Origin of the sequence: Brachyspira pilosicoli (assembly GCF_036997485.1) — a bacterium.
Taxonomy (GTDB): domain Bacteria; phylum Spirochaetota; class Brachyspiria; order Brachyspirales; family Brachyspiraceae; genus Brachyspira; species Brachyspira pilosicoli_C.
The window spans coordinates 22,680-37,716 of sequence record NZ_JAWLPU010000002.1 but is presented as its reverse complement, the minus strand read 5'-3'; the positions used below and the strand labels follow the sequence as shown (position 1 = coordinate 37,716).

General features: G+C 28.4%; 11 protein-coding genes and 1 tRNA gene. 9 read left to right on the top strand and 3 right to left on the bottom strand.

The window, feature by feature from the left end:
* Nucleotides 1-2: 2 nt before the first annotated feature.
* Nucleotides 3-3,254 (bottom strand): outer membrane assembly protein AsmA, encoded by a 3,252-nt coding sequence (locus tag R4I97_RS05520; RefSeq protein ID WP_335784090.1) that lies wholly within the window; start codon nt 3,252-3,254, stop codon nt 3-5.
* A gap of 2 nt (nt 3,255-3,256) precedes the next feature.
* On the bottom strand, nt 3,257-4,762 hold the full coding sequence (locus R4I97_RS05515) for a peptidase (protein WP_335784089.1): 1,506 nt from the start codon (nt 4,760-4,762) through the stop codon (nt 3,257-3,259).
* Between the two features lie 244 nt (nt 4,763-5,006).
* Here R4I97_RS05515 and R4I97_RS05510 point away from each other — a divergent pair, with 244 nt between their 5' ends.
* The 7 genes from R4I97_RS05510 (at nt 5,007) to dut (ending at nt 11,235) form a co-directional block, all read left to right on the top strand.
* Nucleotides 5,007-5,771 carry a hypothetical protein gene (locus tag R4I97_RS05510; RefSeq protein WP_335784088.1) on the top strand — a complete coding sequence of 255 codons (765 nt, stop codon included), beginning with the start codon at nt 5,007-5,009 and terminating at the stop codon, nt 5,769-5,771.
* Nucleotides 5,772-5,785: 14 nt separating this feature from the next.
* Complete coding sequence (locus R4I97_RS05505; protein WP_335784087.1) at nt 5,786-6,556, top strand: hypothetical protein; 771 nt, start codon at nt 5,786-5,788, stop codon at nt 6,554-6,556.
* Nucleotides 6,557-6,583: 27 nt separating this feature from the next.
* Nucleotides 6,584-7,387 carry a hypothetical protein gene (locus R4I97_RS05500; protein ID WP_335784086.1) on the top strand — a complete coding sequence of 268 codons (804 nt, stop codon included), beginning with the start codon at nt 6,584-6,586 and terminating at the stop codon, nt 7,385-7,387.
* Nucleotides 7,388-7,521: 134 nt separating this feature from the next.
* Nucleotides 7,522-8,640, top strand: a complete 1,119-nt coding sequence (locus tag R4I97_RS05495) for a hypothetical protein (RefSeq protein WP_335784085.1) — start codon at nt 7,522-7,524, stop codon at nt 8,638-8,640.
* 404 nt (nt 8,641-9,044) lie between these two features.
* The gene (locus R4I97_RS05490) at nt 9,045-9,356 is read left to right on the top strand and encodes an HPr family phosphocarrier protein (protein ID WP_297285360.1); all 312 of its coding nucleotides are present in this window, start codon (nt 9,045-9,047) and stop codon (nt 9,354-9,356) included.
* A gap of 38 nt (nt 9,357-9,394) precedes the next feature.
* A complete protein-coding gene (locus tag R4I97_RS05485) occupies nt 9,395-10,780 on the top strand; it encodes a GntP family permease (protein ID WP_335784084.1) in 1,386 nt (461 codons plus the stop codon).
* Between the two features lie 20 nt (nt 10,781-10,800).
* On the top strand, nt 10,801-11,235 hold the full coding sequence (gene dut, locus R4I97_RS05480; protein ID WP_335784083.1) for a dUTP diphosphatase: 435 nt from the start codon (nt 10,801-10,803) through the stop codon (nt 11,233-11,235).
* A gap of 85 nt (nt 11,236-11,320) precedes the next feature.
* On the opposite strand, the gene R4I97_RS05475 is transcribed toward dut, so the two are convergent.
* Entirely contained in the window at nt 11,321-12,511 is a 1,191-nt protein-coding gene (locus R4I97_RS05475) for an acetate kinase (RefSeq protein WP_335784082.1), read from the bottom strand.
* A gap of 521 nt (nt 12,512-13,032) precedes the next feature.
* On the opposite strand from R4I97_RS05475, the gene R4I97_RS05470 reads away from it, so the two are divergent.
* A tRNA-Cys gene (locus R4I97_RS05470) sits at nt 13,033-13,104 on the top strand.
* A 73-nt stretch (nt 13,105-13,177) separates the two neighbouring features.
* A complete protein-coding gene (locus R4I97_RS05465; RefSeq protein ID WP_420535690.1) occupies nt 13,178-15,025 on the top strand; it encodes a penicillin-binding protein in 1,848 nt (615 codons plus the stop codon).
* Nucleotides 15,026-15,037: the final 12 nt, after the last annotated feature.

Sequence of the window (15,037 nt, the reverse complement as noted above, 5' to 3'; positions counted from 1 at the left end):
CCTTAATTTCCGCCTTCTAAGTAAGATATAACATCAGAGAAAGGCATAGGTTCAAGACCGAACTTATCACCTTCAAATGCTATTAATTGCTGCTTTTGCTGATTAGGCTTGTCTAAGTTTTGGTCTCTAAAGTAGAATGTAGTAAATACTTTATTAGCAGATATACTAAACTCCACAGAATTAGGGTCATAACCAAATTGAACAATGTTTTCAACAGTAGATATACCAGGGTTAATAGGACGTATCATCTCTATTAAGAACTTAGAAAACTCTGTAGACATTTTACTAATACCCACAAAGAATGTAGTAGGTCTTATATTATTAAGAGGGCTAATACCAACACCAGCAATATCTGCTGTTAAATTAACCAATAATTTTTCATCATTAATTTTATCTCTATTTTCAGGAGGAAGCAAATATTTAAAGTTAATATCACTTGCAAGCATTCTCATATCATATTTTATAGTGCTGGTATCAAAGCTTCCCAAATCAACATTAAGCCAAGGCAAGTGTATAGCTCCCCTTCTTGGTGCAGTGTTGTTTGATATTGATGCTAAAAATAAATTATCATCAAACTTCTCTCCGCCAATATACAAAGATGATTTTAAGTCTTGTATTGTAAGCCCGTGTCCTTGCACTCTTACAGAAGAAGAAAAATCCATTATCCTAATACTGTCATCTATAAAAGGAGGTATTTTTAAATATACTCTAAGCTGGTCAATAAATAAATTTGGCACTTGACTTGTTAGAGGATTGTATCTTGCCGCAGTTGAAACCACCTGATTTTTATTAGGAGTTAAATCAAAATGATAATCTATATTAGAATCTAAACCCTTTAATAATATAGACATCTTATCTGGAGAATCCATATTAGCAAAGAAATTATCAGCAATCAAATCACCATCAGCAATATTATTTTTTAAATTTCCTATTATACTTAAAAGCCCGCCAATCTCAATTCCAAATGGCAAATATAAACTATCAGTATCTAAACCAACCTCATAGTTCAAATCAGCATTTTTTATCACAGGCGTAAAATAACCATCAACTCTCACTTTCAAATTGTTAGTAGGACTATCTATATCAAACTTTCTTATATTAGCGTATAAGTTCTCGCCAAAATTAACATCAGCATCAACTTTCATAGTAACATCTTGAAGTTTATACTGCTTTTCTGTTACATAAACAGTTGTATAATTAGTAACGCTTGCAAATGTATCTTCCAAAGACAAATTATAAGCAATAGCACTAGTTAGCTTAACATCATCTTCAAAAGGAAGCCCATCTACTAACTCAGCAAACTTTGTAGAAAGCCAATTTTTCATGGCATAAGGGGCAATTCTTAAAGTATGCACATTAACAAAACCGCTTTTTAACCCCATACCCTGTAAATTTAAATAAGACTTAAAATTAAAGAAATTACCCAAATCAATATTAAACTCAGAAACATTAATATCCTGTGAAATAATGTTGGCATTAGCAAGCATATTAATATTAGCCTTTGTAGTAGAAGAAACCTCACCATTTAAATTGTAAGAGAAATTATTTATTATTCCTTTCAAATTAAGGTCTATATCGCTTAATAGCTTACCAAAAACATTAGCATCTAAGTTTAATGAACCTCTTGCCAAACCTCCGCTAAAATCTGCCACTGGAAGTGATGAAACATTCAATTTTAAATCTGTAGGCTCATCAAAACGTACAAGTCCTTTAAGTAAAATGCTGGCATTTCCATATTTAGCTGAAATATTATCTATATAAACAATAGCATCGCTTTTTTTATTAGGGTCATTTATTACAGTAGCTATAGAAGTAAGTCCGTTTAATGAAGAATCAACCCTCAATGCCACATTAGCATTATTAAATCTATACCTTCTTAAAGCAGTTGCTCTCTCTATTGTAAGTTTATTATCAACAGCAACTTCTATTTCTGGATTAATAGTTAAATCAACTACAGTTGTAGAATTAAGATTCTTTATAGATATAGTTTTTTGCATATCAAAATTGATATTCTTCATAGCTATAGTAAGTTTATTATTGAGATTATTAATAGTGCCTGTAGTTTTATCAGCATCAATATTCAAAAGCCCATTCATATTTATACCTAATGCTGGCATAAACATAGATGTTAAACTATTTACCTTTCCTAAATCAAGTCTTGCATAAAAAGTATTTAAATCAATTCCTATATTATTATTAAATATATTTGTGGCAGATGCTATTACTTTTAAAATCTCATCATTCAAAAGCTCTGATGAAATATTATCTATATACATACTTTGAGTTTTTATGTTATATCTCGCAAGTAAATTAAATGCTAATTGCATATCATCTTTTTTCATTCCATTATATTTTAAATTTGGTTCACTCACTTCAAAATCAAATACAATTTTTATCTCATCTTCATTAGGATAAGATATATCCAAATTAAATAATGGCTCATCTTTGAAATTTAACGCAGAATTATTATAAACTAAATCATTGCTTATAAAACTCTTTATATTAAGCTTCTTCAAAACCTCAGGAGCAGAAACTCCCATTACTTTAGATAAAGCAAATCTTTTAGTATTTAAATCTAAATGCAAATTAAAATTACTTAAACTTGCAAAAAGTCCGCTATTATTTGTAACATAAGATAAACTATCAGCACTAAATGATAAATTATTAATTCTAATATTTTCTATATCAGCTTTTAGTTTTAGAAAATCTAATTTGGTAAAGTCAAAAGGCTCTTTGTTTGTATCTTCTATTTTTGGCTCTGAAGGCGGCATATCAGGAAGATTCCAATTTCCTGCCTCATCTGTAAACATATTCACATACAAATTATCAATACTTAATTCTTTTATATGAAGCCTTAAAAAAAGTAATTGAAATAATGAAAACCTTAATCTTAAATTATCTAAACTTATATTTTCTGCTTCATTAAAGTTTGTAGAATTATAAAGAGTTATATTACTTGCTTCTATTTTAGGGAAAAGTAAACCATAACTAAATTTTTCTATTACTAATTTTCTATTTAAAGAAGAATATACAACATTCTCTACTATAGTTTTTACTCTATCATTATTTAAATATATTCTAACACCAATTACAGCTATAATTAAAACACAAATTATTATTAAAGGAATATATCTCTTTTTAAATCTTCTTTTTTTAGAATTATTTTCTTTAGTATTATTTTCTAAAGAAGATTCTTTATTTTCAGATGAATCTTTTTTAATATTTTTTTTCTTAAAAATATCCTTTATGCCCATAATTAATATTCACCATAATTAGTATATTCTTGATTATTTATCATATTACTGTCTTCACTATTATAATGATAATATTCTGCATTATAATCTTCATCTTTTAGTATTATATAAGTATTAGTCTCTTCATTATTACTATATTCTGTTTGATTATCATTATTAACACTGTCGCTATATCCATTATTGTAAAAGCCGTCACTATAATTATTATTATAAAAACTATCATCATAATCATTGCTATAGTAATCATTAAGATAATTTAAATCCTCATAATATCCGCTAATTTCATTAGATATGGCTATACTAAACTCATAATTTCTAATCTTAGAACTGCCCTTCACCCATTTCTCTTTAGTTGTATCTCTTTCAAAAATCAAATAGTATTTTCCTTGCTTTAAGCTAGTAATATACTCATCATCATTTTGAGGCATAGTAGCTATTATTCCTTCATTTTCATTAGATATTCTCAAATTAATAGCTTGGGAATCTATCAAAAAATAAGATAGTTTTATGCTTGATTGTATCGGCACATTAAATGTATAATAATCTCTGTCATAAGAATAATCTATAGCACCCTTATAAGTTTTATTAAACTCTATATTTTGTGCTTGAGTATATTTATTATTAGGTTCATCTTCAGTATATTTATCATAAGGCTTAGCCAACACACTCACCCTATATGGTATATTTAATACAGCCCTTTCAGACACCAAAACAAAATAATATGACATATAAGGATAAAGCACTAACTTTTCAACAATCTCACCGTCACCAGCATTATTAAGGTCATAATCAGCAATAAAGTTTCCAGCATTATCATATAATCTTATACTAGCATCTACAGAAGGAACTCCAGAAAGCTCTATGGATATAGAATAAGTATTAAAAGAACTATTTGTAACTTTATAAGAATCTATCTCCATGTTTTTTAAATCCCCAGAATACAACTTAGGATTAAAAACTTGGCTATAATATCCATCTATAGTATAAACTCTATTTTCGCTATTAACATCTATTATCTGTGATTGAGATATTATATCATTAGGTTCTTTTTCATCAGTTTCATTATATTCTCTTTTCTTAAGAACAAAGCTATATTCAGTGTCATCATTTTTGGATTCTATAACTATATAATATTTATTTTCTTCAGTATTTTCTGATGGTCTAAAATAAATACCTTTCATAACCTGAGAAGAATACACTTCACCTTTATCATTGGTTTGAATAGTATAAACTCTCGTATTCTCATTTGTATTTTCAAACTCACTTATCACTTTAATAACATTAGTTTTATAGTTATATAAAGTCATAGTTATAGGCTTATCTCCTAAGTTAGATATATCAAAATCAATAAGCTCTTCTTTATTAATATTAAAATAATAATAATCCTTTTGACCTTTAACAATACTTCCTTTTATGCCGTCTTTAGATATAAGTTGTGAGTTTTCAAAAGTATTATTATTACCATTTTTATCTTCCAAGCGATAGCTATTCTTATTGCATGAGAGCATGCTTAACAAAATAATAAAAAAATAAATAAACCTAAACATCTATACCTTTTTTATATAATTGTATATATTAATTATATATTATTTAAAATAAAAAGATATAGCCAAATATCTAATAATTACACATATTAAAAAAAATCATATTTATAAAAATCATTGTTTTTTAGTTAAAAAAAATTGCAATTACAAAAAAAATTGTTATATTAAAATAAATATTTTAAAATCATATACAACAATAAAGGAAATAATGAAAAATATACTAAAAGTCTTAATAACAATTCTAATATTAAGTTCCACATTATTTGCAAAAAGCGGTCTTGAAATAGGCATATTTGTCCCTATTGGTATGAGTATTGGTATAAATACACACCCAGAACGCCCAACAAATATGAATCAAAATACATACGACAGCTATATATCAAATAACACAAGAAATACGTTTGTTGGTTTTGAAACAGGTGCTTTGGTGCAAATTGGCTACAAGTTAGATATTAATAGAACTTCTGGTTTTAGTTTTTTAGCGGAATTGGGCTACAGCAGAGATACATTTAATTACAAATTAAAAGATACAGAAACTAATTCGCAGGCACTAAAAATGGAAAATTACAGAAATTATACTTTTGATAGTTTTCTAATTGGAGTGCTTCCTAAATTCAATTATAAAAGATTTTCAATAGGTATAGGTGCTGGTGCAAAAATTGCTTTGACTGGAACTATAAATAATTCAAGCTATAATCCTCTTCTTGGATATTCTACAGAAAAACTTCAAATAATAAATACTAAAAACTACAAAGATTATTTTAACTCAAATATAATACCATATATTAAATTAGTAGTGGATTATAGTATTTATTCTTCGCAGAAATTTGACTTTGTACTTGGAGGATATATTGCTTATGATTTTCCTCTCACATATACACCAAAAAATGCTGACTTAACAAAAATAGTGCCTGATAAAATATCTAGTTTTGATATAGGATTTAATGTTGGCGTAAAAATAAGACCTTTATAATAAAGAGAGATTAAATGAGATTTTTTAAGATATTAATAATAACGTTGGCTTTATCATCTATAAATGCATTTGCTAAAAACAGTCTTGAAATTGGAATATTTGTACCGTTAGGAATTGGAGTTGGAATAAATCAATATTCTCTTACAAATGAAAACCCAACTCAGCAGCAAGAAACTAATTTTAACAACATTGTAAAAAAAGAAAATAGAAAATCTGGAGTTGGTTTTGATTCTGGAGTTTTATTAAATATAGGATATAGATTTAATATTAATAAAAATATGAGTTTTAGTTTATTGGGTGAAATAGGCTATTCTCATGATGAGTTTTCTTTTTTTAGAGGAGATGATAATAACAAAAATACTTCAGTTTATATGTTTGAAAGTATTGTTTTTGGAATATATCCAAAATTAAATTGGAAAAAATTCTCTTTTGGTTTGGCAGGCGGAGTAAAAGTGCCTTTATATGTTAGGTCTGTTTCTTCATATTATAATTATACAAAAAATGAAATTGACAGAAACATTGAAAATTATAATGCTTCTCAAGTAAAAAATATATTTAATATTCCAGTAATACCATATATAAAATTTTCAGTAGACTACACTATTTATACAGATAAAAAAATCAATTTTGTTTTAGGAGGATATGTTGGATATGATTTTGGACTTTCTCTTAAAACCCCTCTTTTAAATAATCAAAATCCAAATCTAACAAAATTAATGAAACAAAATATATCAAGCTTTGACATAGGTTTTCAAGTTGGCATAAAAATATTGCCTAATTATTAATTAATATTTAAGTTTTAAGGAGTAAAAATGAAAAAAACACTATTTATAACATTAAGCTTATTTGCAATTATATCATTTCTATTAAGCTGTAATAATAATTCCTTGAAACCAGATACCTATACAAAAGAAGAAATAAATAAAAAATATCCTTATTGGGATGTTGGAGTTGCTGAGTTTAAGATAGCAGAAGATTTGACTAATTATGCCACTATAACAGTAGAAGAAAAACGTTTTATATTAAGATGTATGGCACTTATGAGAACTGCCGTAAACACTACAGAATTTCCTACAAAAGTAAATGAGAAGAAAAATGAATTAGGCTCTTCAGTTGATGCAAGTTATGGAAATTTCTCTATAAAAAAAGGGGATATGTATGACCCTAATATAATGGTTGAAGTTATAAGAACTGTAAAACATGACTTTATATATGAAAAATTAAAAACAGGCGGTGCTGGTTTAGGAGTTGTAGGGCAATCAAGATATGTACGTTATGTTGGAGGACAGCCTGTAGACCAAATTCCTACTGCAGATTGGGTTGGTTTTGAAAATGCTAATTGGATTCAATGGTCTGGAAATAGTCTATATGGTTATGCCAGCTTTTCTGGTTTGATGTTTCATGAGCATATGCATAATATAGGCTTTAGTCATGTAGGGGCTTATGCTGTACCTTATGCTCTTCAAGATGTTATACAAAAGTTAATAGAGAGAATATTATACGGTGATTTAAAAAGTAAATATGCTAAAGCTTTAGATGAGCTTACTGCCTACTACTATACTGAATATAAAGATTTACTTTTAGAAGACAGCGTTTTTGACCCAAGTAAGAAATAACATTTTTTAATTATCCTAAATTTTAATTATTTTTATATAACACTTTAAGCATTCATATAATCAAAAAATGCTTAAAGTAAGTTATCATAATTCCGAAAAGTTATGTAAACTATACACAAGGACTATCATCAAAAATGAAAGACAATATAGCTTCTAGTGCTTACAGCCTCATAAGAAGAAAAAAATATAAGAAAGCTAAAGATTTGCTTTTATCTAATAGAACTGCATTAAATCGTGATCCTAATGCTCTTGCTATGCTTGCTTTTGCCAATATATTTTTAAAAGATTTTTATGCTGCTGAAGAAGTATCAAGAAAGGCACTTAGAGAAGATAGTTTTTGTGTGAATGCTATGCTTGCAAAAGGATATATCAGCTTACACAATGGGCATAGAGAAAATGCTTTAAGAGAGTATTTTAGAATATTAGAACTTGACCCTCAAAACAAAATAGCCAAAGATAATATTGAAAGAGTGAGATTCTTAACTAATAATGCTAAAGGCAATGAAATTAATCCAAAAGCGTATATTTTAGGAAAAAGAGAAATATCTATATTAAAACTTCTTATATTTATACCTATAATTTTTGTTATATCTTTTTTATCATATTTGGCAATAGACAGAGGATATCCTGCTATAAAATATATATTATTAGATAAAGAGCAAAAAGAACTTAGAGAGAAATTAGAAAATGTGTATTTATTTGAGGGACTTGAAGACGGAAAGATTCCAGAGAGTGCCAAAAGTCCTACCTACTCTCCTAAAGAAGTAGCAGATATGTTTGATAAGGCAAAAAAGAATATGAGAAGTGCATCAGTTAATGAAGCAGTTATGATAATAAACGGTGCATTAAAAAGCGACATTAACGAATATTTAAAAGAGAGATTCAGAGTTTTAAAAGATTTTGTAATAGCACCAGATTATAATATATTTAGAGAAAGTCCAGATTATCTTACAGTGGTAGGCAACTATGAATTATACAACGGCGGATATGTAAAATGGAAAGCAGATGTAAACAGCATATCAAAAACTAATATAGACGGAGTGCCAAAAAATAAAGCAAGAATATTAGTATATGACCACAACGCTGAAAACATAGTTGGTGTTGCTGACTTAATATATAATGTAACATTAAATCTAGAGCCAAAGAATTACATAGAAGTTTACGGCAAAGTATTGGGCTACAATAACAGACAAAAATCTATAGAGTTAGAAGCACAAGTAATAAAGCATTTGCCTAAAAAAAGTAAAAATTAGTATTTTATAATTAAATAAAAATAAATACTGCTTAACCCGCCTCTACGCATATCATCAAAGCTATATTCCATCACCGCTTTCTAAACAAAAAATAATTATATATTATCATTTAGGAGTGATAGATATTACAGACTTTTTAATTAAAAAATATCTATTTCTTATAATTTGAATAATCAAAAGTAAATACAAAAGGATGCATACAAATATAATGCAAATTTAAAAAATATATGCAAAAATAATTCTACTATATTGAGTTTTTATTTATTTACTCTTTCGAAATTATTTAATATACAAATTGCAGTATATATTACGTTATGTTTTTATATTAGTATAACTTAGAAAAATATTGAAAATTATTAAATATATGTTATCATAATAAAAAATAAATATAGTGAGTTTATTGAATGACATTAACTAATGTAGTAACAATTAAAAGCAAAAATGGTATGCATTTAAGACCAGCTGGAGTATTATCACAAATAGCAAGCAAAATAGAATATTCCGATTTAGGCATATTTTTGCTTTATAATGGTGTAAGAGCAGATGCAAAAAGTGTATTTAACATTATGGGGCTTGGTGCTTTTTGTGATGCTAAATTAATACTTGAAATTGAATATGAAGAAGGAATGGAAGAAGCGGCCAAAAATGCTGAAAAAGAACTTCTATACTTTTTTGAAGAAGGATATATTAACGCTGAAGTTCCTGAGGAAGAATAATAAAATAAATATTCATAAATACTTTTAGGTTGTAAACTATGATTAGCTATTCTATAATAACTATGCTCCTAGTTTCTATAATAATAGTGATGATACTTACTATTAAGTTTAAAGTACATCCTTTCATAGCAATGTTAATGGTAGCTATATTCTTATCATTTACTTTACATGTACCTTCTAACAGAAATCCGCATTATATAAATGAAATAGCTTCTCTAATAGGTAAAGGTTTTGGAAATGCTTTAGGAAGTGTTGGAATTATAATAATTTTGGGCAGTATTATCGGTAATATACTTGAAATGTCTGGAGCTACATACAAGCTTGGGGAAATAATCTTAAAGATAGTTGGAAAATCCCACCCTGCTCTTGCAATGAATATATTAGGATTTATTGTTTCTATACCTGTGTTTTGTGATTCTGGATATTTAATATTAACACCATTAAGAAAAGCATTAGCAAAAAAAAGCGGGGCTTCACCTGTAGCACTATCTGTGGCATTGTCAACAGGTTTATATGCTTCTCATGCCCTAATACCACCTACTCCAGGGCCTGCTGCTGTTATTAATCTTTTTAACTTACAAGAACATCTATTTACTGTTATAGCAATAGGACTTATTGTAGCTATACCTACTTCTTTATCTGGTGCTATATACGGAATGTTTATATCAAAATATGTTAAGAAAAAAGATTATAAAAAAAATAACTATAGCTATGAAAGCGTTATTGATGATATGGAAAAACTTCCTTCTGCATTCAAATCATTTGCGCCTATATTAATACCAATTATACTTATGGCTATAGGCTCTATAGTAAGGTTTAATTCTTTGCATTTAGATGAAGATAGCCTCATAAAGAATATGTTTATATTTCTTGGCGAGCCTACTATGGCATTATTTATAGGCTTTTTATTTTCACTCTTACTTATGCATAATTTTAATAGAGATGAGATGTATATGTGGATTGGTGATGGGGTAAGAGATTCTGGAAATATATTAGTTTTAGTTGGGGCAAGCGGAGCTTTTGCAGAAGTTTTAAAATCAACTGAGCTTACAAACATTATATTTGAACTTGGAGATGTATTTGCTTCTGTAAATTTAGGATTAGTGCTTCCTTTTTTGCTTGCTTCTCTTTTAAAAATTTCTTTAGGCTCTTCAACTATATCTGTTGTTACTGTTGCGAGTTTATTTGCACCGCTGCTTGATACATTAGGATACACTACTCCAATATCGCAAGTTTTAGTATTAATGTCTATAGGTGCTGGTTCTATGGTATTTTCTCATATTAATGACAGCTATTTCTGGGTGGTAGTAGAATTATCTGGTTTAACTGTTCAAGATGCATATAAAGCAAGAACCTTAGCCACAATAGTACAAGGAGCTACTGCTTTAGTTATTATTATGATGTTATCGTTTTTATTAAAATAAATATGAAAAAGAAGGTTAAAATGTTAAAAATAAAAGTAATTAATAAGTCAAAAAATCCTCTTCCTAAATATCAAACACTTGGAGCTTCAGGTTTAGATTTGCATGCTAATATAGATGAGCCTATTACATTAAACAAAAATGACATAGTTTTAGTGCCTACTGGATTATACATAGAAATACCTGATGGTTATGAAGCTCAGATTAGAAGCAGAAGTTCATTAGCTTTAAAAAATGGAATATTTTGTTTGAACTCTCCTGCTACTATTGATAGCGATTATAGAGGTGAATTAAAAATTATATTAGCAGCTTTAACTGATAAACCTTTTACTATTAATGTGGGAGATAGAATTGCTCAGATGGTATTTGCAAAGGTAGAAAAAGCAGAGTTTGAAGAGGTGGAAGAGCTTTCTGATTCTATTAGAGGCGAAGGCGGTTTTGGAAGTACAAATATATAATTAATATTATTTTTTAATTATTCTAATTTAAAATAAAAAATAGGATGTTATTTAAACACCCTATTTTTTACTTTTTTATTTACTATTATTTTAAAGCAATATTATAGGTATCTATTGCTATAGCTTTTTCTTCATCTGTAGCTATAACATAAAGCTTAATAGGAGCACCATCTTTTTCAAAATTAGCACAACCTCTAGCCTTAGCATTTTTATCAGCATCGCATTTAATACCAAGCTCATCTAAACCTTCAAGTATTCTAGCTCTTATAGGAGCGCTGTTTTCACCAATACCTCCAGTAAATACTATTCCATCAAGATGTCCAAGTGCTGCCATATAAGAACCTATATATTTTTTTACTCTATAACAGAACATCTTTATAGCAAGTTCAGCTTTGTGGTTAGTTTTAGAAGCCTCTTCTAAGTTTCTCATATCATTACTAACACCAGAAACACCTAAAAGTCCGCTTTTTTTATTTATAATATTATCAATTTCTTTAGCAGATAAGTTTTCTTTACCCATCATAAAAGTAATAACAGCAGGGTCCATATCGCCAGATCTAGTACCCATTACTAAACCTTCTAATGGAGTTAAACCCATACTAGTATCAACAGATTCTCCATTTTTTACAGCAGTAACACTAGCACCATTACCCAAATGGCAAACTATAACATTAGCATTAGGCTTATTAGTAACCTTACAGAACTCTCCATATACATATTTATGTGAAGTACCATGGAAACCATAACGGCGAACTTTATATTTATCATACCATTCATGAGGAACAGCATACATATAAGCATGCTCAGGTATAGTTTGATGGAAGCTTGTATCAAATACAGCAACCATTTTCACATCTTTTAATATTTCTTGACAAGCTCTTATACCTTGTAAACCTGCTGGGTTATGTAAAGGAGCTATGTCGCAGCAAGCTTCTATGGCTTTTATAGCTTCATCTGTTATTAAAGTACTTTTACTGAATGCTTCTCCTCCATGTACTACTCTATGGCCTACTCCAGATATTTCACTCATATTAGATATTACACCTACTTCTTTATCTGTTAAAAGAGAAAAAATCAAACTCATACCTGCTTTATGGTCAGGAACTTTCTGCTCTATCTTTTTTTCTTTGCCTTTTTCAACTGCTGTATGTTTCAAAGCACTTGTCTCTTCACCTATTTTTTCTAATAGACCTTTTGCAAGTACTTTTGCTTCAGGCATAGAAAATAATTGATATTTGATACTAGAACTTCCAGAATTTATCACTAATACATTCATAAAATAACTCCATTATTATTTATAATTTAATTATTATAACATACTAATCATATTTATCAATAATTTTAATTTATTTTAATCCCCCGCCCTATTATCTTTTTTGTTCTAATTAAAATTCTTACTTTAATTTTTCTGTAACAAAAAATAAAAAAAAGCATTCCCACCCAAGCTTTAATTAAGCTAAGAGTCTTTTTCCCGCACGGTAAGAAAAACTTTCAATATAATAAAAATTATAGTATAAATTTATTAATATATTTTTGTTTAGTTTAACGTGCGGTAAAAAGTTTTTGCAATTTTAAAAAAATCAGGGTGGGAAATTATAATTTCTTATTATGCAGCAAAATACATTTAAACCATAGGTTCAAAACAGATACAAAAAATAAAGGGTGGGATTTATAAATAATTTCTTTAAGTAAAAATTAAATAAAACTTAAAAATATTTATAGTTGTATAATAAGATTTTTATATACTCTATTGACTTTTTAATTTATTTATTATATACTATACTAATCAAAATATATGGCGGTGTAGCCAAGTGGTAAGGCAGGAGTCTGCAAAACTCTTATTCATCGGTTCGAATCCGTTCGCCGCCTCATTTTTCTAATTTTTATAAATATAATGAAAAAAATATATATTTTTGCAATATTCTTCTTCGTTATCGTCCTTATGCTTACCCAAAAGCTTTATGTCTTAACTATCAAAGATAGAAAATCTACTCAAGTACTTGATGAGCTATATCAACCAAGAGGAACTATTTATGACTCAAAAATGAGACCGCTCACTATAAATATACCGGCCTACACTATATATATAGACACTCATTCTGTAGCAGAGTTAGATGGAAAAGAAGGAGTTAATGTAAATGAAGGATATGATGAAATATTAAGATTACTTGGCATCACAAAAGAAAAGTTTGCTGAAATGCTAAAAAATAAAAGAAGAACTATAAGATTAGCACAAAACATTAGTTTAGATGTTTATAATAAAATAAAAGAAGTAAAAAATAAATATAACATTAGAAGTATTTATGGAGATGAAAGCTACAAACGATTTTACCCTTATGGAGATATATTTGCCCATGTTATAGGCTATATGAATAAATCTGAAACAGAAGGCTATGCTGGATTAGAAGCTACTTATCAAAATGTATTATCTTCTGTAAATGACAAACCAAAAGATTTAGTATTAACTCTCGACAGAGATATACAAACGATAGTAAGAAATGAGGTATTAAAAACTGTGGCAGAAAAATCTCCTCAATCTGTTACTTTTATAGTTTCTGATGTAAATACTGGCGCCATTATAGCAAACTACTCTTATCCATCCTTTGACCCTAATAATCCATTCATATATGTTAATAATGAAAGATTAGATAGAAGTATAATGAGCACTATTTACCCGGGTTCTACAATGAAAATATTTGTAGAACTTGCCGCTTTAGAAGAGGGAGTTGCTAATACTGATGAGATTTTTTATTGTAATGGATACTATGATTACAGCAAACAAACTCGCATACATTGTGATTATCCTCATGGTAAAGTTGCTTTTAATGATATATTAAAATACAGCTGCAACTATGCAATTGTTACTGTTGCTGAGAGAGTAGATAAAAAATTCTTATATGAATATTTAAAAAGATTCGGATTTGGTGATGCCACAGATGTAATGGGAAGATATAAAAATGAATGGACAGGAATATATCATGATTTAAAAGATTGGCATAGATTCTCACGTGGTTATTTAGCAATAGGATATGATTTAAGCGTAACTCCTATGCAAATAGCCTCTTCATATTTGCCGCTTTTAAATGGCGGATATAAAGTTCAAATGCATGTTGTAGATTCTGTTTATGATGGAGAAAAGAAATTAATATTAACAAACAACTTAAAAAAAGAAAGAATAATAGATGAACAATACTCACAAATAGCAAGACTTTTACTTAGAAAAGGTGTTGAATCAGGTTCTACAGGAAGCAGAGCTAATCTGCTTAATATAGATGTTGTAGGTAAAACTGGTACTGCTATTACTGAAGTATATAGGGCTGGTTCCACAGATAGAGCGGAAAAATACTACCAATCTATATTTATAGGCGGATTTCCTTTGGAAGACCCAAAGGTTTCTATATTGGTTTTATTAGATGACCCTAAAGGTTCTGGAGGACTTGCGGCTGGAAGAGTAGCTGCTCCGCTTTTTGCCCAGGTTGCTAATCAAATAATTCCATATTTAGGACTCGTTGACGGAGAAATACATACTATAAATACAAACGAATTCTTATCTTTAATACCAAAAGATAATATTATTTATACTAATAACATTATGCCTAATATATATGGTCTTTCACTTAGAGATGCTTTAAACAATATATCTTACATAGTTTCTAATAATAATGCAAAAATAGTAGTTCAAGGGGAAGGATATATTTATGATTATAGCCCGCAAACTGGAACTGTAATATCAAATGAAGAGATAATACGGCTTAATCTTAAAGCTCCTAACAGAGATACTAATAAATAATTTTTTAAGGAG

Excerpts from the sequence above, each read along its gene's own strand:
- R4I97_RS05520 (WP_335784090.1), bottom strand. The coding sequence starts at position 3,254 with ATGGGCATAAAGGATATTTTTAAGAAAAAAAATATTAAAAAAGATTCA.
- R4I97_RS05515 (WP_335784089.1), bottom strand. The coding sequence starts at position 4,762 with ATGCTCTCATGCAATAAGAATAGCTATCGCTTGGAAGATAAAAATGGT.
- R4I97_RS05510 (WP_335784088.1), top strand. The coding sequence starts at position 5,007 with ATGAAAAATATACTAAAAGTCTTAATAACAATTCTAATATTAAGTTCC.
- R4I97_RS05505 (WP_335784087.1), top strand. The coding sequence starts at position 5,786 with ATGAGATTTTTTAAGATATTAATAATAACGTTGGCTTTATCATCTATA.
- R4I97_RS05500 (WP_335784086.1), top strand. The coding sequence starts at position 6,584 with ATGAAAAAAACACTATTTATAACATTAAGCTTATTTGCAATTATATCA.
- R4I97_RS05495 (WP_335784085.1), top strand. The coding sequence starts at position 7,522 with ATGAAAGACAATATAGCTTCTAGTGCTTACAGCCTCATAAGAAGAAAA.
- R4I97_RS05490 (WP_297285360.1), top strand. The coding sequence starts at position 9,045 with ATGACATTAACTAATGTAGTAACAATTAAAAGCAAAAATGGTATGCAT.
- R4I97_RS05485 (WP_335784084.1), top strand. The coding sequence starts at position 9,395 with ATGATTAGCTATTCTATAATAACTATGCTCCTAGTTTCTATAATAATA.
- dut (WP_335784083.1), top strand. The coding sequence starts at position 10,801 with ATGTTAAAAATAAAAGTAATTAATAAGTCAAAAAATCCTCTTCCTAAA.
- R4I97_RS05475 (WP_335784082.1), bottom strand. The coding sequence starts at position 12,511 with ATGAATGTATTAGTGATAAATTCTGGAAGTTCTAGTATCAAATATCAA.
- R4I97_RS05465 (WP_420535690.1), top strand. The coding sequence starts at position 13,178 with ATGCTTACCCAAAAGCTTTATGTCTTAACTATCAAAGATAGAAAATCT.